This is a genomic window from Dyella sp. SG609, from assembly GCF_012275375.1.
GTDB lineage: Bacteria > Pseudomonadota > Gammaproteobacteria > Xanthomonadales > Rhodanobacteraceae > Dyella_D > Dyella_D marensis.
The window spans coordinates 62528-84079 of sequence record NZ_JAAZQJ010000001.1; the positions used below are offsets into that span (position 1 = coordinate 62528).

The following is a 21552-nucleotide window of genomic DNA, read 5'->3' on the forward strand; positions in this document are numbered from 1 at the left end:
CGACGTCCAAGAATGTCCCCGCGGCCGTAAACGCGCACGCCGGTCCGCATCCATTCGCCATGTGCGCACGAGGACTTCAACATGCCCAATACCAACAACCCCGGTAATCGCGGTGGTGATCACGCCTCGCACGAGCAGCACGTCAAAGCAGGCCAGCAGAGCCACAAGAACGACAGCGACAGCAGCAACAAGCAGGCAGGCTCCAGCGGCCAGCGTGGCGGCAGCCACGAGCAGCACGTGAAGGCTGGCGAGCAGAGCCACAAGAACCGTTGATCTTTTCAGGGCGGCCTTCGGGCCGCCCGCGCGGCGGCGCTTACCGTTTCTTGAGGTAACGCAGTACCGCCGATTCCAGCCGCCGCGGGTGACGACTCGTTTCCGGCGGCACCATGCGCGACAGACTGCCGTCTTCCCAGCCCGTAAAAGCGCGCGGATGGATGTATGAAGCGCGGCAGACGCTCGGTGTATTGCACAGCACACCGGCCACTTGCTTGACTACTTCGTTGACCGCCTGCTGTCTGGCGCGCTTGGGTTTGTCAGGCGGCACCGGCGTGCGCGCCAGCAGGCCGATGGCATATACCGTGCCGGCCCAGGTGCGGAAATCCTTCGCGGTGAAATCGCCGCCGCCGATTTCGCGCAGATAATCGTTGACCATGCCCGAGTCCACGGCCTGCCGTTTGCCGTCGTCGTCCAGGTATTGGAACAGGCGCTGCCCGGGCAGTTGCTGGATGCGCGACAGCAGCCGGACCAGGCGCGGATCGTCGAGCTCGATCTCGCTGCGGCGTCCGCTCTTGGCTTTGAAGCTCAAGCGCAGTCGGCCGCGCCGCGGATGCACGTGATAGGAGCGCAGGGTGGTCAGGCCATAGCTGCCGTTCTCGCTGGCATACGGTTCGTTGCCGATGCGGATCTGCGTGGTGTCCAGCAGGCGCACCACCAGGGCGAGCACTTTTTCCCTGGGCCATCCCGGCAACGCCAGGTCGGCGCGGACCCTGCGCCGGATACGCGGCAGCGCCGCGCCGAAATCCCTGATGTGCTCGAACTTCCTGCCGTCCCGGATGCCGCGCCAGCGCGGATGGTAGCGATACTGCTTGCGTCCCTTGGCATCGCGGCCCGTGGCCTGAAGGTGGCCGCGCGGATGCGGGCAGATCCATACGTCGCGATAGGCCGGCGGTATTGCCAGCGCGCGGATGCGTGCCAGCACATCTTCCCGCGTCACGCGGCGGCCTCGTGCATCCAGATAGACGAAACCCTTGCCGCGGCGATATCGCCGCAAGCCTGCCTGATCGTCGCTGACATACATGAGCCGCACCGCCGCGGCGTCCGATGCGGCAGCAGCAGGTTTTCGTCGCGCCATTCCCGATTTCCTCGCCGGAGGTTTTCAGGTTTTCATCCGCGATGTGAAAGCGCCGCTTGAGCCAGATGAAAGTGAAGGCGAATGCTTAATCGCTATGCCTGGATTTCACGGCCGTGCCACCGCGTTCTTCCTATAAAAACGCCTGCCGTAATGCGGCGAACTGGAGGATGTCATGGACAAGAATCGCATCGAAGGCACCAAGCACGAAGTCAAAGGCGCCATCAAAGAAGGCGTAGGCAAGATCACCGACAATCCGGCCAAGCAGGTAGCCGGCAATGTCGAAAAGAATGCCGGCAAGATCCAGAAGGAGGTCGGCAAGGAGCGCGATCGCCAGCGAGACGAAGACGAGCGTCATTGATCCGCGCCGCGTCGTTCGACAATGGCCCTGGTGCCATGCCGCGACGGCATGGCACCAGGGCCTGGGCGATCAGTGATTGAACACCCCGGTGCACTGGTCGTTCTCGCAGGTGAAATCCACCTGGGAGGCGCGGCCTGCGAAAAGCGGAATGCCACCCACCGTGGCGAGCGTCTTGCCATCGCGCTCCAGCGACACCTCGTAGGTGCCCGGCGGCAGCGCGGAGAGGTTGTAGCGGCCCTTGCTGTTGGGCGAGCCGTGGCGGGTGATGCCCTTGTCGCTGTGCACGGTGACCGAGGCGTCCGTGGGGCTCTTGCCGAGAATGCTGGAGCTGGTCGACTGCGCGTAGGCGGCGTTGACGGCGATGATGCCGAACGCGCTCACGGCAATTGCCGTCATGAGCTTGAACGCATGGCGGCGTGCGGTTTTCTGGCTGGTCTTCATGTGGGTTCTCGGAGATGGGGGCACGGCAAACCGGTCGACCGCTTGCGCAGCAGCCGGTTTGCGATCGATGTCAGTTGAAGCGAGGCAGTGGGGACTGCCGAGGTCATTATCTTTTAGCGGAAGCGTTTTTTCTTGCGACTTCTTCGCGCCCGATCGCCCGGATCATTTTCTCCAATGACCCATGGCGAAGGCGTGCCTAAGTTACCCAAGGCGACTCGGGCGAGACATGTGAAAGTCGTAATGGATTTTTTCGGCGCGGGCCGGCTGGTGTCATGCCGGAGGATCAAGGAAAACCGGAAGGCGCTCTGGGGGAAGCCGGACTACAGCATGCAGGCATCGTCCCGGCCGCTGGCCGCGGACTCGTTTGACAACCGCCACGCCGGCCGGAAAATCGCGATGCGCCGATGGCGCTTCTTTGACCGCCGCATGACGTACCGGAGCCTGATGCGATGGACAGTACGGACATCCTGCGTTTCCGCGCCACGATCGGGATCAACAACATCAATCCTTACGTGCTGGTGAGTGCGCGCGATGCGCAACGGCTGAAGCAGGGCTGGCGCAGGCCGATGCCGGTGCGGGTCCGGGTGAACGGCGTGCCGGAGGCGTGGTGGCGTATCAATATGATGCCGCTGGGCGACGGCTCGTTTTACTTGTACCTGCATGCCGAGGTGCGAAAGGCGGCAGCCAGCCAGGTGGGCGATGCCGTCGACGTGGAGCTCGCGTTCGACGATGGCTATCGCAGCGGACCGGTCCATCCCATGCCGCCGGAGTTCAGTGCGGCGCTGGAAAGCAACCCGGTCGCGCGGCAAGCCTGGGAAGCTTTGATTCCAAGCCTGCAGAAGGAAATCCTGCGCTATTTCCAGCAGGTGAAATCAGCCGAGGCCAAGGCGCGGCATCTCGAGCGCGCGATGTATGTGCTGTCGGGTGGCCAGGCGCGTTTCATGGCGCGTTCGTGGAGCGGCGGCCAAGTAAGCTGAATCATTGCCCCGGACCGGTGGCGTCGAAAGGCCATGCCTGCCCGCATTGACGACCGCATGACGCAACCTTGATCGTCAGCGGGCCATGTTGGCGCTACCGCCCTGGGAGCCGCGCATCATGAGCGAGAGCAAAGAGCAGAAGCATAAACCGCGTCGACCTGCGGGGACCTCCGGCTATCCCGAGCCTCAGCCGGTGCCGAATCGCAAGGGCAGCAGCATGCCCGATGCCCAGACGCCGCATGAGCCGCAGAATTCTCCACGGCAGAAGCCCAAGCCTTCCTCGTAGCTGCCGTTGCATCCACCCTGTGCCACCTTCATTCCAAAGTAGACGCATGTCGCCCCCTCCCGCAGCGAGCGGGAGGGGGCTTTCCTGATGCAGCCCTTGAGGCTGGCGATACAGCAGATTACTGATAGCGCGCTACAACGAACGTCGTCGGCGAGTTGCCATAACCCGAGACGACGATCTTGCCGTCGCTCTGGATGGCGAGCCCCTGGATCGCGGCATTCGCGCTGCCGACGGCGGTGCTCACCGGACCGAAGCTGTAGTCCTGGTTGCCGAGCTGGTCGTAGCGATTCAAGGTCAGCTGGCGATAGCTGCCTGCACTGGAGTAGCCACCGACGATGATGCCGCCGCCGGCATCGATGGCCACGTCGCTGCCGATCGCATCGCCGCTGCCGATCGCGGTAAGCACCTTGCCCGTGCTGGCACCGAAGCCGCTGTCCAGCGCGCCGGCGGTCGTGTAGCGGACCGCGGCAAAGCGGTAGTAGCCGCCGCTGCTGCTGTTCGCATAACCGGCGGCGACGATCTTGCCGTCGCCCTGGATCGCCAGCGACGTGGCGATGGCGGCGTTGCCGCTGAAGGTGCCGCCCACATTGGTCAGGACCTTGCCGCCGGTACCGAACGTGGTGTCCAGCGCGCCCGTGGTGGTGTAGCGCGTCAACGCGAAGACGGTGCCGCCGCTGGACGCATAGCCGGCCAGTACCGGCTTGCCGTCGGCCTGGATGGCCAGGCCGTTGGCGTAGGCCGAGCTGGTGCCGAGCGCCGAGGTGACCATGCCGGTGCCGCTGCCGAAGCTGTAATCCAGGCTGCCGCTGCTGGTAAGGCGCGCCAGCGCAAAGCTGGAGCCCGCATAGCCCGCCACCCAGATCGAGCCGCCCTGCACGGCAACGGCGAAGGCTTCCGAGGCGCCCGCATAGAAACTGACGGTCGCCTTGCCCGAGCTGCCGAACGTCGTGTCCAGCGAACCATCGGTGTTGTAGCGATAGACGGTGAAGTTGCGGATGGAGCTGAAGTTCGGGCACGAGGTGCCTGCGACGACGATCTTGCCGTCGGTCTGCAGGGCGAGTGCGCGCGCCTGTCCCGAGCAGCTGCCGGACGGCGTGGTGGTGACCTTGCCGGTGCCGTTGAAGCTTGTATCCAGCGCACCGCTGGCCGTATAGCGCGCCAGCGCGAAGTCGCCGCCGACGTCCTGGCCGGCGGTGACGATGCGGCCGTCCGGCTGGATGACCGTCCGGGCAGCGGAACCGTAGGCGCCAAAGGCGGTGGAGGTGATGCCGGCCGAACCGAACGCCGGGTCCAGCGATACGGCCTGGGCGAACGTTGCAACGGCGCTGACGGCACTGATGGCGATGCCGAGCGATACCTTCATGGTGGTGCTGATCACTGATGCTTCTCCCTGTTGAATAACGTCAAATCTGTTTGAGGTTCAATTCAAACCACCTTCGCCAGCCGCGTGGCCCCCTGCCCGCAGCGCTCCCCTCCTTGAAGTGAAATCCGATCTTGATAGCTCCGCCCTGCGCTGACCTGACGACGATCGGCTGATCGGCCGGAAAACCAGGTCCGGGGCGGGTCCGCAAGCGGTCGTTGCGACCCCGTAATCATCCAATTTTGCTGTCTCACGGACTGCGCCGATGGAGGTTTTTATTCGTGCAATCGGCGCTTGGGTGGGCATGCCAAAAAGTGGGCATAGCACCAAAGTGTGTACCCATTTCTTAAGCAAAGTTCGTGCTTATGAAGGTGTGGCTGCACGTACTTCGCCTTGCGCGGAAGGGCAAAGTACGTGCGCGATCGGTTAATTCAACCGGTTGCGGGAATGGAGCGGCGACACGCCCCCTGGTCTGATAACCAAAGGCTATGTCGCATGGTTGGCCTTCGGCGTAGACGAAAAAAAGCATTCGCCCTGAAGAAGTCGGTAGCCCCGATCAAATAGTCAATACGGTTTTACGGTGCGTCGCACCCTGAGGGAATCGGTGCACTCAAACCAGCATCGATTGCTGAGCGAAGATACCCGCCATCGCGCCCTGGGATGATGCCTGGGTGACCGACGGCAAGAAAGGCGTCGTCAGGTCGCCGGCGGCGTAGATGCCGGGCGTGCTGCTTTGGCGGCGCTCGTCGACCTTGAGGACGAAGCCGGTGGGCGTATCGATCGTGGCGAGGCCCAGCGATGCATGCAGGCTTGCGGACGGCTCGTTGCGCGGATGGGCAAACAGGACGTCGACCGCGACATGGCGGCGGGTATCGAGATTGACGGTGGTGATATGGCCCTTGTGATGCGCGATCTCGACGATCCCGCCATCGACGACGGGTATGTTGCGGCTCGCCAGATCAGCCTGGATATCGAGCGGAATGTCATGACCATCAGCGAAGACGGTCAACCTGTCGGTCCAATCGTGGAACAGCCTGGCAGACTGGTGCGACTGCGGGCCGGACCAGACGAGGCCCCAATGCTGGCCGGCAACTTCAAAGCCATCGCAATAGGGGCAAGGCACGATGGACGTGCCCCAGCTTTCGGCAAAGCCCGGAACATCAGGCATCTGGTCGGCGACGCCATAGCTCAGGATCAGACGGCGCGCCCTAAGACTTTCGCCATCGCCAGTGAGGACGGAGAAATCATCGATGGCGCCGGAGATGCTGTCGGCCCGGGCATGGACCAGTTTGATCGTGGGATAGCGCGCCAGCTGCTGCCGTGCCTCGGCCAGGATATCCAGCGGTGGCTTGTGATCGTGGCCGAGCAGGCCATGCGAGTGGCCGGCGAAGCGATTGCGCGGCAGGCCGGTATCGAGAACGATCACCTTGCGACGGGCACGGCCGAGCTGCAGTGCGGCGGCGAGGCCAGCAAAGCTGCCGCCGATGATGATGACGTGATTCATGCTGATGGGCACCGTGTGGTGGACGGAGGGGCTGGCCTCGCGCGCAATATCGTCTGTTACTTCGTCGGCAGCAGGTGCAGGCGAAGTTTTTTTCGGATGCCGGCATCGACCGCAGACGCCGGCGCAAAGGCACGCAGCAGGCTCAGGACCTTGGCTTGCTTGCCCGCGGTGTAGCGCAGCTTCGGATGCTCGGCGGTGGCCGCCTGCAGCACCGCCTCGGCCACGACCGTGGGGTCGTCGCTCTCGGCGAACAACTCCTTGGTCACTGCGTCGACATGCGTACGCACGCTCTCGTACTCGGCCATCGGAGTATCCGCCGCGATCGCGCTGGTCAAGAATTGCGTGCGCGTGTAGGCCGGCTCGATCGTCGACACGCGGATGCCGTGCGTGCGTAGCTCATGGTCGAGCGATTCGGAGTAACCCTCGACCGCGTGCTTGCTTGCGCAGTACAGCGCGCCATAGGGCATGGGCAGAAAGCCGAGCACGGAGCTGATGTTGATGATCCGACCGCTGCCCTGCCGTCGCATGTGCGGTACGACAGCCTTGGTCATGCGCACCACACCGAAGAAGTTGGTTTCGAAGATCGCCTTGGCCTGCTCGATCGAGCTCTCTTCGGCGCCGGCGGCGGCCGTGCCGAAGCCGGCGTTATTGATGAGCAAGTCGATGCGGCCTTCCAGTCGGATCAGGTCGCTGACGGCGGAGACGATGGACGTGTCGCTGGTGACATCCAGCGGCAACATCTCGAACTCGTTCTTCGAAACGCCACCGCGCCGGCTGGTGCCATAGACCTTGTAGCCAGCGGTGAAGAGGCGCTGCGCGATGGCTTCGCCGATGCCCGACGACGCGCCAGTGACCAGGGCAACCTTGTTCTTGGAGTTCATAACCGTGCCTTCGCGTGTTGAAAGGGGGTGTTTATATGATGGTCGTAATATGTGCGGACGATAAAAAAACGCGGTAGCGCTTGCCGCGTCAGTGCGAGATCGGATCGAGGTGTTTGAGCGCCGCGTCGATTAGCGCGTCAGACATCTTGGGGTCGTCGACGGCGCGGGCGAGCACGATCGTGCCGACCATCGTCGCCAACGTGACGAGCGCCCGTTCGTGCGCAGCCGGCTGTCCCCAGTCCGGGAACTGCCGGGCGATCAGATCGATCGTTTCCTTGAGTCGGCGGGTCGCCGCGTGCCGCACTTCGGGCACTTGCCGCGCCATCTCGGAACCGAGCGCGGCGATGTGGCAGCCCGTCTCCGCACTTTCCAGGTGGCCCTTGGACAGGTAGCCCTGGATCATTGCCTGCAGCGCCTGCGGCCCCGACGAACCCGCGGCTAGGCGCTGCAGCGACTGCACGCTCTCGAAGCCTGCGCGGTCGGCTGCCTCTGCGAGCAAGGCGTCGCGCGAGGGAAAGTGGGCATAAAAGCCGCCGTGGGTCAGGCCGGCGGCCTTCATGATGTCGGCGACGCCGATGCCGTGGTAGCCGTTGCAGCGGATGGCGCGTGCTGCCACATCGACGATGCGCTCGTGGGTGGCTTCCTTGGAACGGGTGGGAGAACGTTTCATATGACGCACATCATATTCGCTTGCCAAGGCCTTTGCAAAAGGCCGGGCAAGTCATCTGTCCGCGATCGGAGAACCTGCACATACGTCGGTGTCATGCCCAAAAGCCCATTCCAACGCCATGACTTCCAGCGCATGGACTATCCATAACTTCACACTATGCTTCACTCAAGGCTAAGTAGCCCAGAGGGTGAGCCAGGTGGAAGACGTCGCCGGCCTGTTGAAGAAATTCCAGAAGGAGCTGTCGGCAGGCACCGTGTCCCTGGTGCTGCTGGCGGTGCTGGGTCAGTCGCGGCAGCCGATGTACGGCTACCAGATCGCCAAGCGGCTGGAGGAAGTGGGCGAGGGCGTGCTGGCGGGGAAGCAGAGCGCGCTTTATCCGGTGCTGCGCAACCTGGAGGCCTACGGCTTGCTGGAAAGCGAAGTCGAGCCTTCGGTCAGCGGGCCGCCGCGCCGCTATTACCGCATTACGAAGCTGGGCCGCGAAGCGCTGCGCGAGTGGGTGGCGGCGTGGAGCGCTACCCGCGATTCCGTCGATACCGTCTTGCAAGGAGGGGTGACATGAACACGCCGCGCACCATCGCGCAATACCTGGAGCAGCTGCGCGCCGCGCTGGCCGGGGCCGATCCGGCGCTGATCCAGGACGCGCTCTACGACGCCGAGGAACACCTGCGCGCCGAGCTGCAGGAGCATCCGGGCATGTCGCAGGAAGACATGCTGGCCAAGGTGGTGGGCAGCTACGGTTCGCCCGAGGAAGTGGCCGACATCTACCGCGACCAGGAGATCAAGATCCAGCGCGCGCTGCGTCCGCCGCCGCCGCCGAAGCGCCATTCGCTGTTCGGGCGCTTCTTCGGCGTCGCCGCCGATGCGCGCACCTGGGGCTCGCTGTTCTACATGCTGCTGGCGCTGGCCACCGGCATCATCTATTTCACCTGGGTGATCACCGGCATCTCGATGTCGGCGGGCCTGGCGGTGCTGATCGTCGGCATTCCCTTTATCGTGCTGTTCTTCGGCACGGTGCGCGGGCTGTCGCTGATGGAAGGGCGCATCGTGGAGACGATGCTGGGCGTGCGCATGCCGCGGCGTCCGCCATTTCCGGTGGCCGGCCGTTCGCTGATGAGCCGCATCGGCGCCATGTTCACCGACGCGCGCACCTGGACCACCATGCTGTACATGGTGCTGATGCTGCCGCTGGGCATCATCTACTTCACCATCACGGTGACCCTGCTGTCGGTGTCGATCGCATTTATCGGGGCGCCGCTGGCCTGGACCTTCGGTGACTTCGATCACGAACTGGCCACCATCCACTGGGGCTATGGCGCGCACGTTCCTACGTTCGGCGATGCACTGGTACTGCTGGCCGTCGGCGTGCTGCTATTGTTCGCCACGCTGCACCTGGTGCGCGGCCTCGGCCGGATGCATGGGCTGATCGCCAAGAGCCTGCTGGTGTCGCGCAGCGTCAACTGATCCCTGCCAGTCCGTCGCCGGAGGCCTCATGCTTCGTACGCGTTCGTGCCTGATCTTCGCGCTGTGCCTGTCGTCGAACTTCGCTGCCGTGGCGGCGGATGCGCCGCCTTTCGAGCCCGCACAGGCGAAAGCCTGGTTCGCCGAGGCGACGCAGCAATGCCAGAAGGACGGCGGCAAGCTATGGGGTGCCAGCCTGTGCGGCCCGATCATGCTGGTCGATCCGCCCACCCGCCGCGTGATCGCCAACCAGGCGGACGCGCAAGGTTTGCTGAAAGGCGAGCAGGGCGTGTTCACCGGCCACCTGCCGGACGACGTCTCCTTCGCCAACAGCTCGCTGGACTGGGCCGGCGTGCGCTGGGCGCAGATGGGCTGGCCGCTGCCGGCGGATGCGGGCCAGCGGCGCGTGCTGATGGCGCACGAGTCGTTCCATCGCATCCAGCCGCAGGTGGGCCTCGATCCGCCGCATGAGCTGGGCAACGATCAGCTCGACACTTTGCAGGGCCGCTACCTCATGCAACTGGAGTGGCGTGCCCTGGCCAAGGCCGTGGCGGCCGCCGACGACAAGGCACGGCGCAGCCACGCCGCGGATGCGCTGCTGTTCCGCGCGGCGCGCTACCGGCAATTTCCCGACGCCGCGCAGAGCGAGCGCTCGCTGGAACGCAACGAAGGCCTGGCCGAATACACCGGCATCGCGATCGGCGCGGTGTCGCCCGCGGAGCGCACCGCGCTGACCGCGGACGACCTGGTTTCGCACGTGTCGGCGCCCAGCTTCGTGCGCTCGTTCGCCTATGCCACGGGGCCGGGCTATGGCCTGCTGCTGGATCGCTATCTGCCGGCGTGGCGGCAACGCATCAGAACGCCGGACACTGGACTCTCCGATCTGCTTGCCGGTGCACTGGGCATCAAGAACGTCAATGTCACCGACGCCCAAGTGCAGCGCCGCGCCGCCGCCTACGACGGGCCCGCGCTGCTCGCCGCGGAGCAGGCGCGCGAGCAGCGCCACCAGCAGGACATCGCGCGCTACAAGGCGCTGCTGGTCGACGGTCCGCGCCTGGTACTGCCGCTGCACGAGCCGAAGGTGATGTTCAATCCCAGCACCCTGGTGCCGCTGGGCGAGGCGGGTACGGTCTATCCCACCATCAAGGTGCTGTCGGACTGGGGCGCCATCGAAGTGAGCGCGGGCGCGTTGCTGGCGCCGGATTGGAAGCATCTCTACGTGGCCGTGCCGGGCAAGCAGGCCGCACGCACGGGCACCATCGCGGGCCCGGGCTGGACGCTGAAACTCAACGACGGCTGGCGGATGGAAGCCGGCGAACGACCGGGCGACCTGCTGGTGTCGCCTGCCAACCAGGGCGCGCACTGAGCGCACCGCGCACGAGGTTCTTAGATGCAGGACACGCTGGGATTTCTGATCGGCCGCTGGAGCGGCGAGGAACAGATCGCCACCACGCGCTGGGGCCAGGGCGGCCCCGCCACGGCGGAAGTGGATGCGCGTATCGAGTTGGGCGGCAAGTCGCTGGTGATCGATTATCGCGAGCAGCGCGACGGCAAGCCGGCACTGCAAGCGCACGCGGTGATTGCCGCGGGCCCCGAACACGATCGCTTCGAACTGTTCTGGTTCGACAGCTACGGCTTCGTGCCGTCCGCGCCGGCGCCGGGCCATTGGGACGGCAAGCGCCTGGTGTTCCTGCGCAGCTCGCCGCGCGGGCAGACGCGCCATGTGTACACGCCGAACGACGACGGCAGCTACACGCTCGCGCTGGAGAGTTCGTTCGACGGCGGCGTGCAGTGGGAAGCGGTGATGAGCGGCACGTATCGCCGCATCGCCTGATCCGGCGAGCTCTCGCCAGCGACCTCATTCGGGATCTTGGCTCCGAACTTTAGGAAGCACACCGGGCCATAGCGCGCCCATGCGTTTCTCCGTGCATGGCTGCCAATCCCGGCAATCGCCTCTGCCTGGGCGAGGCGCAGGCCACCGGCAAGTCCGACAAGATCGCCAAGAAACAGCGCCGCCTGGAAGAAGCGCAACAGGAGCTGCGCGAAGCGCGCGATCGATAACCGTAGGTTGGGGTGAGCCGAAGGCGAACCCCAACAGTGCGATGCGCATGGACGCGCCGATGTTGGGGTTCGCCTTCGGCTCACCCCAACCTACGGATAAGGTGGCGCTGTTCTAGACCAGTTGCAGGTCGCGCGGCTTTGCGCCTGGGAACACCGCCTGCAACTGGCTTGGCGACAAGCCCCAGGTGCGCGCGAACAGGCCGCCGAGCACGTCGCGGTAGTTGTTGAGCACCGGATAGTCGCGATTCTGCAGCAGGTTCTGCGCGTTCACGGCCACCTGTTCGCCGGCGATGCGGCCGCCGCGCACACGGCCACCGAGCACCCAGTACACCGTGCCATGGCCGTGGTCAGTGCCCTTGTTGCCGTTCTCGCGGAAGGTGCGGCCGAACTCCGAAACCACCACCACCACGGTGTTGTTCCACTCGTCGCCTAGAGCATCCGCATAAGCGGCCAGGCCCTGGCCGAGATTGGTGAGGTTGTTGGCCAGGGCACCGTTGGCGCCGCCCTGGTTGACGTGCGTATCCCAGCCGCCGACGTCGACGAAGCCCACGCGGTACTGGTCGCGCATCATGGTGGCGATGCGCTGCGTTTCGGCGGCGAAGTTCTTCGCGGTGGTGGCGCCGCGGTTGGCCTTCATCATCTCGTCCTGCAGGTCCCTGGAGACCTTCTGGCGCAGCTCCAGCCCGTCGGTGGCAGCGGCGGCGAGCGTGGTGCCCTTGTACATCTCGGCCAGGATGGCCGACTGGCGTTCGTCGAAGGCCGGCTTGGCCACGCCGCGCAGCGAGATATTCGGGATGTCCTTGCCGCCGCCCTGGAAGCTCAGCGGCAGCGCATCGGTGAAGGCGATCGAAGGCACATTCGACAGCGAGCCGGAAAGCCGCGCGAGGAAGCCGGAGCGATAGTCGCTGCGCTGGCCGGTGGGTTCGCCGGATTCGATATTGTCCTGCGTCTCGAAATGGCTGCGCGACATATCGTCGGTGCCGGCGAACGGCACGAAGGCCAGCTGCTTGCGCTGCCACAGCGGATAGAGCGAATCGCGCAGCACCGGGTTGAGGCCCCACTGGCCGTCCAGCGCGATCGCGCTGTTGGCATTGGCCGCATCGGGGCGCGCGATGGCGATGGTGGGGCGCGATTCGTAATAGAAGTCGCTGCCGCAGGGCACCAGCAGGTTGTTGCAATCGTAGCCGCCGCGCAGGAACACCAGCAGCAGGCGCGGCGTGCTGGCCGGCGCGGCGAACAGGCGGCCGGAGTAGCCGAACATCGGCGAGGCGGCGGCAGCCGCGGCGGCAAGCAGGAACTGGCGGCGGTTCATGGCGATCCCTCAGCGGTAATTAAAGTCGGGCGACGACAGCAGGAAAGTGTTCCACTCCTGCTGCGAGGCGGCCTTGCCCAGCGCATCGCGCGTGGCCACCGAAAGATGCGGATCGATCGCGTCGTAGTACAGCCGCGTGGTCAGCATCGGAAAGCCGGGCGCCACGCCGTTGCTGCCCTCGGGCACGAACAGGCGGTTGTTGCCGGTGCCGATGGCGCGCGCGATCTCGAAGCGCTTGGCCATCTGGCCGGAGCTGGCCCAGCCGGCGGCGTCCAGCGGCCAGCCGTCCGGCGTGAGGCGGCCATAGATCGGCTCGCCCAGCTGGTTGAGCCAGTTCAGCAGCGGACGCGCATTCACCACCGGGCGGCCGTCGTAGGCCAGGCGCACCGAGGAGACCACGAACTGCATCGGGTCCTTGAACTTCTTGCCGCTGTCGGCGGTGAATTCCTTGGCTTCCAGCATGGTGCGCAGCACTTTGGCGATATCGCCGTCGCTGCGCTGGAAGGTGCGCGCCATCTTGTCGACCAGGGCCGGCGGTGGCTCGTCGGCGACGAAATAGCGGGCCAGCTTGGTGGCGATGAATTTCGCGCAGGCGGGCTGGCGGGTGATCAGGTCTACCGCCTTTTCCACTTCGTCGAAGCCGCTGCCCTTGATGCGCTGGCCGAGCAGTTGCTTGTCATCGAAGTCGTGGCGCATCGGGTTGAACTCGAACAGGCCATCGCGCACGTAGAGCGAGGCCATCTTCGGATTGATGCGCTGCTTGTCGGCCGGCGGCGCGATGCCTACGCCGGTGAGCACCAGGGCCAGCTGCTGCACGTCCTGCTGCGTGTAGCCGGAACCCACGCCCAGCGTGTGCAGCTCCATCAGCTCGCGCGCGTAGTTCTCGTTGACGTGGCCCTTGGCGTTCTGTGCGTTGTCCAGGTACTCGAGCATGGCCGGGCTTTTCAGCGTGGCCATCACCAGGTCCTTGAACTTGCCCAGCGCATGCGGGCGGATGCTTTCCTCGGCGAAGCGCGCGGCCACCCAGCGCACGCGCCCCTTGGCCCCGTAGATGCTGAAGTGGTTCAGCCAGAACCACACCATCTGTTCCTTGAGCTGGTTGGATCCATAGACGGCGCGCAGCAGGGCGGCTTGCTGGGCTTCCTGCAGCAGGTCGTTGCCACGCTGCTGCAGGGCCTTGCGCGCCTCCACCTTGGCATCGCCGTCGGGCATGTCCTTGATGCGTTCCTGCTCGGCCTGGTACGAGGCGATCAATTGATCGGGCGGCGTGCTCACCACCTCGTAGCCGCGGATCAGCTGATCGATCGCCGGCGGCAGCTCGTCGCCGAGCTTGTCGTCCAGTTGCGCATCGAGATAGCGGTCGCGGCCGAGCTCGCGATAGCGCGCCACGCTGGCGCTGTCCAGGCCGAAGCCGTCGCGGCGCAGCCAAGCCACGTCGTCGGCGCCGAGCGCGTCGCGGCCGCGCGCGGAAGCGGGCGGCGCGGCGAGCGCGAGCGTCGCGGCGCAGGCGAGCAGCAGGGTGGAAAGGTGTCGGCGTAATGCCTGTGGGCGGAATGGAGCGGAGCGGCGCATGCGTCTTGGCTTCCTGGCGGTTGACGTCGGCGAGGGTTGCGGGAACTGACAACGCTTCACCTTGCCATGCGTCGACACGGGCCATCCGTGGACCGGGCCGCATTCGGCCGGCATTCACCACCCGGGCTGCCGCATGAACTTGCGGTGGCGGGCGCTTTCAGAACTCGTCGACGAACTCCACCGCGATATCCAGCTCGCGCGTGGCCAGCAGGGCGACGTTGCGCACCAGCTCGGCTTTCTTCTGCGGCGCTTCGATCTCCACGCGCACCACGTCGGCCTGGTTGTCGTCGACCAGGTCGCTGGAACTGGAATCGTCGCGCATCTCGTCCATGGATTCTTCGTCCACGTCCTCGACGTGTTCGATGCCATCGATGCCGCGGATCGCGCCGATCAGCGTATCGATCTTGTCGCGGTTGCCGGAGACGCGCATTCGGATCATGGGCATGGCGGAGTACCGGGTGCTGCGGATGCGCCGACATGCTGGCGCGGGGCCTGTATGCAACGGGTGATGCAAGCGGTAAGGATCAGTAGTGGCGACGCGGCTTTTCATGCTGCAATAAGCGCAGTGCCAACCGACGCATCGCCCATGCCCAAGACCTACGACCGCGCCTATTTCGACAAGTGGTACCGCAACCCGCGCCATTCGGTGGCCTCGCCCACGGAGTTGCGGCGCAAGGTGGCGATGGTGGTGGCGGTAGCCGAGTACTACCTGGGCCGGCCGATCCGCAACGTGCTGGACGTGGGTTGCGGCGAGGCGCCGTGGCGCGCGCCGCTGCGCGCACTGCGGCCGGGCATTGCCTATCGCGGTCTGGATGCCAGCGAATATGTGGTGGCGCGCTACGGGCGCAGCCGCAATATCGGCTGGGCGCGGTTCGGGCAGCTGGCGGAGCTGCGCTTCGACGAGCGCTTCGACCTGATCGTCTGCACCGACGTGCTGCATTACCTCAAGCCGGCGGAAATCCGTGCGGGTCTGGGCGGCATCGTCGACATGCTGGAGGGCGTGGCCTTTCTGGAGGCCTATACCAGCAAGGACGACGTGGCCGGCGACCACGACGGCTTCGCCTCCCGCGCGCCGTCCTGGTATCTGCGCAACTTCCGCGAGGCGGGGCTGCTGCCATGCGGCTCGCATTGCTATCTGGGGCCGCGGCTGGAACGGCGCATCGCGGCGCTGGAGCGGGCGCAGCTGGCCTGAGCCGGGCCTGGCGCGAGTTCGACTGCGGGCGGGCTTTCCGCCTGAAATGCTGGCTCCCTCCCGGGCGGAGGGAGCCAGGATCGCTATGCGGCAATCAAGGCAGGTTGTCGAGGTCGACGTCCGGCGGCGTGCCATTGGCCGTGCGCACGAAGGTCTGACCCGATGCGACGGACGGCGTAAAGAACCCGTCGTTGCGCAGATAGAACGCGTTGCCGCCGTTCAGGCCCCCGGCGAAATCCAGGCGCTGCTTGTTCAGGCCGGTGGGGTCGACGTCGTAGTAGGCCGAGGTCAGCTCGGTCCACGCTCCACCTGCGGGCTTGGCCCACTCGTTGCCGTAGGTGGCGCGGCGGCCGATAAAGCCGTGGTCCGGATCGAACGATTCCAGGAACGAATACAGGCCCTTCAGATACGTCGCCACGCCGGGATATTTCCAGGTGGCGATCAGATGCCAACTGCAATTGCCGTGCGAGCTGTGCGCATTGCACTGTCCGCGCGAGGCCGCATCGGCGAACCACGAACTGAACAGCGTATTGCCCGCATCGTCGAGCTGCGCGCGAGTGATGAAGCGATAGGTATGGCCCGCTTCCCACGGGTAGACCAGGTAGCTCTGGCCGCCGGTGCCTTCGCCGCCGAAGCCATTGGTGGTGACGCCGGGACCTTTGCGCACCAGGGTAGTGCTGCCGCCGCTCGGCGGGTCCCATACCGAGAACAGCACGCGGCGTTCGGTGGGCGAGTTCACCTGGATGCCGAAGTAGCCGACGTTGAAGCCGTTGGCCATGTAGTACGAGCCAACCGGATCCTCGCCCACCGGCACGGTGATCTCGCTGTAGAAGTATTCGGTATTCGCCGGTGCCTTGAAGCCCAGGTGCACCGAGGGACCGCGGCGCGACCAGTAGAAATTGTCCGGATCGTTGGCGTAGGTCAGGCCAGCCGCGGCGGCGCTGCCGGAGACCTGCAGGCCGCTGATGTCGCCGTAGTAGCTGCCGTCGGTGGACACGCCCTGCAGATCCACGCGCACATAGCCAGGCTGCGCCACGGTAAAGCTGCCGGCGTCGAACGGACCGGCCGCGGCGCTGCTGAGGTTGGCCAGGCGCGACTGGCCGTTCACCGACACCTCCACCGTGCTGTGGCTGGCGCCGCCGAGCGAACCGACCAGGGCGAGTTTCAGTTCGCCGGCCTGCTGCACGTCGAAGAACACGCTGACCACGGCCTTGTTGGAATCCCAGTTGTGCAGGCCGTCGTCGGCGATGGTCTCGTCGTCGGTGGGCGCGGGATGAGTGACGTAGGCGTTGCCGCCGAGCGGCACAGTGTTGGTTGCGTCCTGCGCCATGGCGGCGCCGGACATGGCAAGCAGCGCGACGAGGCTGCGGTACATGATCGATCGCATGATTCCCTCCCAGTGGATGACGGTGGTGCGTCCCGCGGCCGGCGCGGGATAAAGCGGCGCGGCTGCCTCAGGGCAGGGCGTTGAGATCGATGTCCGGCGCGGTGCCGTTCGCGCTGCGCACGAAGGTCTGGCCGGAAGCGACGGATGGCGTAAAGAAGCCGTCGTTGCGCAGATAGAACGCGTTGGCGCCGCTGACGCCGCCGGCGAAATCCAGGCGCTGCCTGTTGAGGCCGGTGGGGTCGACGTCGTAATACGCGGAGGTGAGCTCAGTCCAGGCACCGCCCGCCGGTTTCGCCCACTCGTTGCCGTAGGTGGCGCGGCGTCCGATATAGCCGCGTTCCGGATCGAAGCATTCCAGGAACGAATACAGCCCGCTGAGATAAGTGCTGGTGCCGGGGTATTGCCAGGTGGCGATCAGGTTCCAGGTGGCCGGCGTGGCGGCGTCGGAAAACCACGACGTGTACTGCGTATTGCCGTTGCCATCCGGTTGCGCGCGGGTAAGGAAGCGATAGGTGTGGCCCGCCACCCAGTTGAAGACCAGGTAGCTCTGGCCGCCGGTGCCTTCGCCGCCGAAGCCATTGGTGGTGACGTTGGCGCCCTTGCGCACCAGGGTGGTGCTGCCGCTCGGCGGATCCCACACCGAGAACAGCACGCGCCGTTCGGTGGCGGAATTCACCTGCATGCCGAAGTAGCCGACGTTGAAGCCGTTGGCCATGAAGTAGGAGCCGATCGCGTCCTGCCCGGCGGGGACGTTGATCTCGCTGTAGAAGTATTCGGTGTTGGCGGGCGCGGTGAAGCCCAGGTGCACCGAGGGGCCGCGGCGCGACCAGTAGTAGTTGGCCGAATCATTGGCGTAAGTCACGCCCGCGTTGGTGGCGCTGCCGGAAACCTGCAGGCCGCTGATGTCGCCGTAGTAGCCGCCGTTGGTGGACACGCCTTGCAGATCCACCTTGACGTAGCCCGCCTGCGCCACGCTGAAGTTGCCCGCACTGAACGGACCCGGCGAGGTGCTGCTGAGATTCACGTTGTGCGACTGGCCGGCGACGGTGACTTTCACCGTGCTGCTGCTGGCGCCGTTGAGCGCGCCGGCCAGGGCAAGCGACAAGGTGCCGGCCTGCTGCACGTCGACGTAGACGCTGATCACCGCCTGGCTGGAATTCCAGTTGTGCAGGCCGGTGTCGTTGATCAGTTCGTTCGCGCCGGACGAGGCTTGCGTGATGAAGGCATTGCCACCCAGCGGCACGGTACTGGTGGCTGCGTGCGCGGCGGTGGATATCGCAAACAGCAAGGCGAGGCTTTGGTACGCAATCGATCGCATGACTCCCTCCCAAGTAGTGACGTTTCGATTCGTCAGGCGGACCGCCCCCAGCGGTCCGGTGTTGCGGGTCAGGCAGGTTTCGCGTCGCGTCGACCGTTATTCCGGTTTCGTTTTCGTTTTAAGCGAAAATGAAAGTTATTGATTCAAAACGGAAGTTAATCGACGAAAATCGGAGAATAATGAAAGTTATCGGCGATGCAAGTGCTGCGCATCGCAGTAGCGCGATGAAGGGGGAGGGGGCGCCGTAGGTTGGGGTGAGCGCAGCGAACCCCAACACGCTCCATGCAGGCGCGACGCATCGTTGGGGTTCGCCGCGCTCACCCCAACCTACGTCGTGCGCTGCTAAGGATTCAGACCAGCATCACTTCCACGCCCGCCGCACGCAGTGCTTCCACTGCCTTCGGCTCGGCGCTGTTGTCGGTGATCACGCGATGCAATTGCTGCACGGGCGTGATCACCGAGAGGCTGCGCTGCCCCAGCTTGCTCGCGTCGAACACCGCGATGGTTTCGCGCGATACGCGGATCATCAGCGCATTGAGCGAAGCTTCCAGCGGATCCGGCGTGGTGACGCCCACCACCGGATCGAGTCCATCCACGCCCAGAAACAGCTTGTCGGCGGAAAGCTTGGCCAGCGCCTGTTCCGCGTCGGGGCCGACCAGCGAATACGAGGTCTCGCGCAGCAGGCCGCCCAGCATCATCACGCGGATATTGGAAAGGCCCGACAGCTCCAGCGCGATATTCAGCGCATTGGTGATCACGGTCAGCGACTCGAATTTCTGCTGGCGGATCTGCCGCGCGATCTCCACCGTGGTGGAGCCGGAATCGAGAATCACCGTTTCGCCATTCTGGATCAGCCGCGCCGCGGCTTGGCCGATGCGCAGCTTCTGCGCGTGATGGCGCGTCTCCTTGATGTTCAGCGGCGTGTCGTGCGCATTGGGCGCGGTGGCGGGCAGGGCGCCGCCGTGCGAGCGGGCGATGGCCGACGTGCGCGCCAGCGATTCGAGGTCGTTGCGGATGGTGACGGCCGAGGTGCTGAACTGCCTGGCCAGCTCTTCCACCGTGGCCCGGCCCTGCTTCTCGACGTATTCGACGATCAGGCGGCGACGCTCTTCCACCAGCAGGCGGCGCGTCGGGGCGGAGGCTCGGTTTGGAGTCATGGAAGGCCTAGAAGTCGTGCGGCGTTGTCATGGTATACCTTGCGCAGGATAGCGTCTGGCAGGTCCAGCCCATAGATGGACCAGCGCCCTTGCGGCGGGGTTTCCGCGGGGGCGTAGTCGAAGTACTCGTCGTCGGTTTCCAGGAAGCGGTAGTAGATCTCGTACAGCGCGTCGCCGAACAGCTGCTGCGGCACGTCGTCGCCCCAGGGCGAGGGCACCGCATCGGTGCCGAACAGGATGCGGTCCTGGAAGCGCTCGAAGAAGCGCCGCGCCGTGCGCGGCTGGCGGCCCAGCTCGCCGATGCGCGCGCTGATGTCCACCAGGGTATTGGGATAGCGCTCCAGGCAGGCCGCCACGGCTGCGAGGTTTTCCGCGCCGTTGCCCACATGCATCAGCGCGAAGGTGGTGTTCGGGTGGCGTGCGATCAGGCGGTCGCGCGCGGCGATCAGTTCGGCATTGCTGGGGAATTCCGGGCCGTAGAACGACCAGTCCGGATGCCTCGCCAATTCCTCGTAGCGCTCGTTGCCCGCGTCGGTGGGCAGGAAGAACGCCTCCGGATCGGAGACGTGCATGAACACCGGCAAGCCCAGCGCGGCGCAGGTTTCCCACATCGGGTCGAAGCGGCGGTCGTCGATCGCCACCAGCGGGCCGTCGTCGATGTGCTCGCGCAGGTACAGGCCCAGCGTCTTCAACAGCTTCAGGCCGCGCGCGCCGGTGCGGTGGGCATGCGCGATGGCGTCGGCCTGGCGGTTGGCATAGTCGGCTTCGCCGAACAGGCCGAACGAGGGTTCGGTCAAGGTGAGGAAGCGGCCGGGCGCGGCCTGGTCGAAGGTGCGGATGGCCTGCTCCAGCCCCGCGCCGGTGCCGCCGGTGAGGTTGACCAGGGTGCGGATGCCCTTGCGGTCCATTACCGGCAACAGGTCTTCCGGTTGCGCGAAGATGGTGATTTCCTCGCCCACCGACACGCCGTTGCGCACGTTGGCGGTCCAGGTGAGGTGGGTGTGCATGTCGATCACCGGGAAGCGCGGGCGCTCCACCCGGGTCTGCTTCACGTGCAGCATGCTGCGCGGCTTGAAGTCGAACAGGCGCAGGCTGCTCTTGCTCTCGTCCGGCGCGGTGGCGAGCTGGTTCTTGCCGCTGTCGATGCGGACAGTGCCGGCGCCGGTGGGCGGGGAGCAGCAGAGGCAGGGTTTGGGCATGTGAGCGTTTTCTGGTCGCGTAGGTTGGGGTGAGCGCAGCGAACCCCAACGTGGTGACGGCGGTGCACGGGTTGTTGGGGTTCGCCTGCGGCTCACCCCAACCTGCGTCCGACGATCAGCGCGGGTACCTGGCCATGATCTTGTGCACCTCGTGCACCAGCGCCACCGCCTGGTCCAGCGGGCGCAGCCACATGTTGCGGCCGAACATCACGCCCTGCGCGCCGGAGGCCATGTAGAACTCGACCTTGCGCAGCACCGCCGCATCGTCGTCGTTCTTCTCGCCGCCGGAGAACAGCACCATGGTGCGGCCGGCCGAGCGCACCACGCGTTCGGCACGCGCGGCGGCATCTTCCTGCAGCTGGTCGTACGGTGCCGGTGCATTCGTGCGGTGGTCGTTGGGCTCGTGCAGCTTGACGATGTCCGCGCCCATCTCGATCGCCACGCGCGCCGCGTAGTCCTGCGCGAACAGGCTGTTCTTGCCGCCCTTCGCCTCGATCGCCTCGCCGCGCGGATACGACCACATCACCAGCGGCATGCCGTAGCGCTCGCAGTCCTGGCGCACCTTTTCGAACTGGCGGATCTCGTCCGCCTGGCGCGGCGAACCCACATACATGGTGTAGCCCACCGCGTCGGCGCCCAGGCGCACCGCATCCTCGACCGAAGCGAACAGCGGCGAGGTGGCTTCCGCGTCGCTGGGGATATTGGTCTTGCCGTTGAGCTTGAGGATCAGCGGAATGCGCCCGCAGTACTCGCCCATGTACTTCTCGGCCAGGCCTACGCCCAGCGCGATGGCGGAGAAGTTGCCTTCCACGGCGAGGCGGAACTGGTAGTCCGGATCGATCGCGGGCGGGTTGGGGAAGAAATCGGTCGGGCCGTGTTCCAGGCCCTGGTCCAGCGGCAGCACCAGCAGGCTGCCGTTGCGCGGGCCATGGCCGTACAGCAGGCGCCACAGGCGGGTGCGCTTGCCGTGTGAAAGCGCCAATTTCGAAAACCGTTCGGAAGTTTTCGAAAGGGCTTGTGTGCTCTGAATCATTTCGAATACCCTGCGTTTCGTGATCGAACGGT

Annotated in this window: 24 protein-coding genes; 10 read left to right on the forward strand and 14 right to left on the reverse strand. The window is 65.5% G+C overall.

Annotation, left to right across the window (positions count from 1 at the left end; translation table 11 throughout):
- The first annotated feature begins 81 nt into the window (after positions 1 to 81).
- Positions 82 to 273: a hypothetical protein gene (locus FHW85_RS00315; RefSeq protein WP_168646939.1), complete on the forward strand. Its 192-nt coding sequence runs from the start codon at positions 82 to 84 to the stop codon at positions 271 to 273.
- A 40-nt stretch (positions 274 to 313) separates the two neighbouring features.
- Here FHW85_RS00315 and FHW85_RS00320 read toward each other — a convergent pair whose 3' ends face one another.
- Positions 314 to 1297, reverse strand: a complete 984-nt coding sequence (locus tag FHW85_RS00320) for a DNA topoisomerase IB (protein ID WP_246866596.1) — start codon at positions 1295 to 1297, stop codon at positions 314 to 316.
- Here FHW85_RS00320 and FHW85_RS00325 point away from each other — a divergent pair.
- Positions 1296 to 1487 carry a hypothetical protein gene (locus tag FHW85_RS00325; RefSeq protein WP_167253830.1) on the forward strand — a complete coding sequence of 64 codons (192 nt, stop codon included), beginning with the start codon at positions 1296 to 1298 and terminating at the stop codon, positions 1485 to 1487. The genes FHW85_RS00320 and FHW85_RS00325 overlap by 2 nt on opposite strands.
- 36 nt (positions 1488 to 1523) lie before the next feature.
- Positions 1524 to 1709 (forward strand): CsbD family protein, encoded by a 186-nt coding sequence (locus FHW85_RS00330; protein ID WP_168646941.1) that lies wholly within the window; start codon positions 1524 to 1526, stop codon positions 1707 to 1709.
- A gap of 69 nt (positions 1710 to 1778) precedes the next feature.
- Here FHW85_RS00330 and FHW85_RS00335 read toward each other — a convergent pair whose 3' ends face one another.
- Positions 1779 to 2150, reverse strand: coding sequence for a carboxypeptidase-like regulatory domain-containing protein (locus tag FHW85_RS00335; RefSeq protein WP_168646942.1), 372 nt, complete (start codon positions 2148 to 2150; stop codon positions 1779 to 1781).
- Positions 2151 to 2599: 449 nt separating this feature from the next.
- Between FHW85_RS00335 and FHW85_RS00340 the strand changes: the two genes are divergently transcribed.
- Complete coding sequence (locus tag FHW85_RS00340; RefSeq protein WP_168646943.1) at positions 2600 to 3127, forward strand: YdeI/OmpD-associated family protein; 528 nt, start codon at positions 2600 to 2602, stop codon at positions 3125 to 3127.
- Between the two features lie 404 nt (positions 3128 to 3531).
- Here the strand turns inward: FHW85_RS00340 and FHW85_RS00345 are convergent, their stop codons facing one another.
- From FHW85_RS00345 to FHW85_RS00360, 4 genes are all read right to left on the reverse strand, one after another.
- Positions 3532 to 4791, reverse strand: a complete 1260-nt coding sequence (locus tag FHW85_RS00345; RefSeq protein ID WP_168646944.1) for a delta-60 repeat domain-containing protein — start codon at positions 4789 to 4791, stop codon at positions 3532 to 3534.
- Positions 4792 to 5383: 592 nt separating this feature from the next.
- Positions 5384 to 6277, reverse strand: coding sequence for an NAD(P)/FAD-dependent oxidoreductase (locus FHW85_RS00350; protein WP_168646945.1), 894 nt, complete (start codon positions 6275 to 6277; stop codon positions 5384 to 5386).
- Between the two features lie 56 nt (positions 6278 to 6333).
- Entirely contained in the window at positions 6334 to 7158 is an 825-nt protein-coding gene (locus tag FHW85_RS00355; protein WP_168646946.1) for an oxidoreductase, read from the reverse strand.
- A gap of 88 nt (positions 7159 to 7246) precedes the next feature.
- Positions 7247 to 7828: a TetR/AcrR family transcriptional regulator gene (locus FHW85_RS00360; protein WP_168646947.1), complete on the reverse strand. Its 582-nt coding sequence runs from the start codon at positions 7826 to 7828 to the stop codon at positions 7247 to 7249.
- A gap of 196 nt (positions 7829 to 8024) precedes the next feature.
- On the opposite strand from FHW85_RS00360, the gene FHW85_RS00365 reads away from it, so the two are divergent.
- The 5 genes from FHW85_RS00365 (at position 8025) to FHW85_RS00385 (ending at position 11350) form a co-directional block, all read left to right on the forward strand.
- Entirely contained in the window at positions 8025 to 8390 is a 366-nt protein-coding gene (locus FHW85_RS00365) for a PadR family transcriptional regulator (protein ID WP_026636043.1), read from the forward strand.
- Entirely contained in the window at positions 8387 to 9292 is a 906-nt protein-coding gene (locus FHW85_RS00370; protein ID WP_168646948.1) for a sensor domain-containing protein, read from the forward strand. The genes FHW85_RS00365 and FHW85_RS00370 overlap by 4 nt, the downstream gene beginning before the upstream one ends.
- Positions 9293 to 9320: 28 nt before the next feature.
- Positions 9321 to 10655 (forward strand): hypothetical protein, encoded by a 1335-nt coding sequence (locus FHW85_RS00375; RefSeq protein ID WP_246866597.1) that lies wholly within the window; start codon positions 9321 to 9323, stop codon positions 10653 to 10655.
- Positions 10656 to 10679: 24 nt separating this feature from the next.
- A complete protein-coding gene (locus FHW85_RS00380; protein WP_168646949.1) occupies positions 10680 to 11123 on the forward strand; it encodes a DUF1579 family protein in 444 nt (147 codons plus the stop codon).
- Between the two features lie 95 nt (positions 11124 to 11218).
- Entirely contained in the window at positions 11219 to 11350 is a 132-nt protein-coding gene (locus FHW85_RS00385) for a DUF1090 family protein (protein ID WP_168646950.1), read from the forward strand.
- A 112-nt stretch (positions 11351 to 11462) separates the two neighbouring features.
- Here the strand turns inward: FHW85_RS00385 and FHW85_RS00390 are convergent, their stop codons facing one another.
- The 3 genes from FHW85_RS00390 to FHW85_RS00400 form a co-directional block, all read right to left on the reverse strand.
- Positions 11463 to 12662: a DUF1501 domain-containing protein gene (locus FHW85_RS00390; RefSeq protein ID WP_168646951.1), complete on the reverse strand. Its 1200-nt coding sequence runs from the start codon at positions 12660 to 12662 to the stop codon at positions 11463 to 11465.
- 9 nt (positions 12663 to 12671) lie between these two features.
- Positions 12672 to 14234 (reverse strand): DUF1800 domain-containing protein, encoded by a 1563-nt coding sequence (locus FHW85_RS00395; RefSeq protein WP_168646952.1) that lies wholly within the window; start codon positions 14232 to 14234, stop codon positions 12672 to 12674.
- A 157-nt stretch (positions 14235 to 14391) separates the two neighbouring features.
- Entirely contained in the window at positions 14392 to 14679 is a 288-nt protein-coding gene (locus tag FHW85_RS00400; protein ID WP_167253996.1) for a hypothetical protein, read from the reverse strand.
- 141 nt (positions 14680 to 14820) lie between these two features.
- On the opposite strand from FHW85_RS00400, the gene FHW85_RS00405 reads away from it, so the two are divergent.
- A complete protein-coding gene (locus FHW85_RS00405; RefSeq protein ID WP_168646953.1) occupies positions 14821 to 15426 on the forward strand; it encodes a class I SAM-dependent methyltransferase in 606 nt (201 codons plus the stop codon).
- A 94-nt stretch (positions 15427 to 15520) separates the two neighbouring features.
- Here FHW85_RS00405 and FHW85_RS00410 read toward each other — a convergent pair whose 3' ends face one another.
- From FHW85_RS00410 to FHW85_RS00430, 5 genes are all read right to left on the reverse strand, one after another.
- On the reverse strand, positions 15521 to 16813 hold the full coding sequence (locus FHW85_RS00410; protein WP_168646954.1) for a DUF5077 domain-containing protein: 1293 nt from the start codon (positions 16811 to 16813) through the stop codon (positions 15521 to 15523).
- 67 nt (positions 16814 to 16880) lie between these two features.
- Positions 16881 to 18131, reverse strand: a complete 1251-nt coding sequence (locus tag FHW85_RS00415) for a DUF5077 domain-containing protein (RefSeq protein WP_168646955.1) — start codon at positions 18129 to 18131, stop codon at positions 16881 to 16883.
- 350 nt (positions 18132 to 18481) lie between these two features.
- Entirely contained in the window at positions 18482 to 19288 is an 807-nt protein-coding gene (gene agaR / locus FHW85_RS00420; RefSeq protein ID WP_167254004.1) for a transcriptional repressor AgaR, read from the reverse strand.
- On the reverse strand, positions 19285 to 20487 hold the full coding sequence (locus FHW85_RS00425; protein ID WP_168646956.1) for an amidohydrolase family protein: 1203 nt from the start codon (positions 20485 to 20487) through the stop codon (positions 19285 to 19287). Before FHW85_RS00425 ends, agaR begins: the two co-directional genes overlap by 4 nt.
- 115 nt (positions 20488 to 20602) lie before the next feature.
- Positions 20603 to 21469, reverse strand: coding sequence for a fructose-bisphosphate aldolase (locus tag FHW85_RS00430; RefSeq protein ID WP_243867977.1), 867 nt, complete (start codon positions 21467 to 21469; stop codon positions 20603 to 20605).
- Positions 21470 to 21552: the final 83 nt, after the last annotated feature.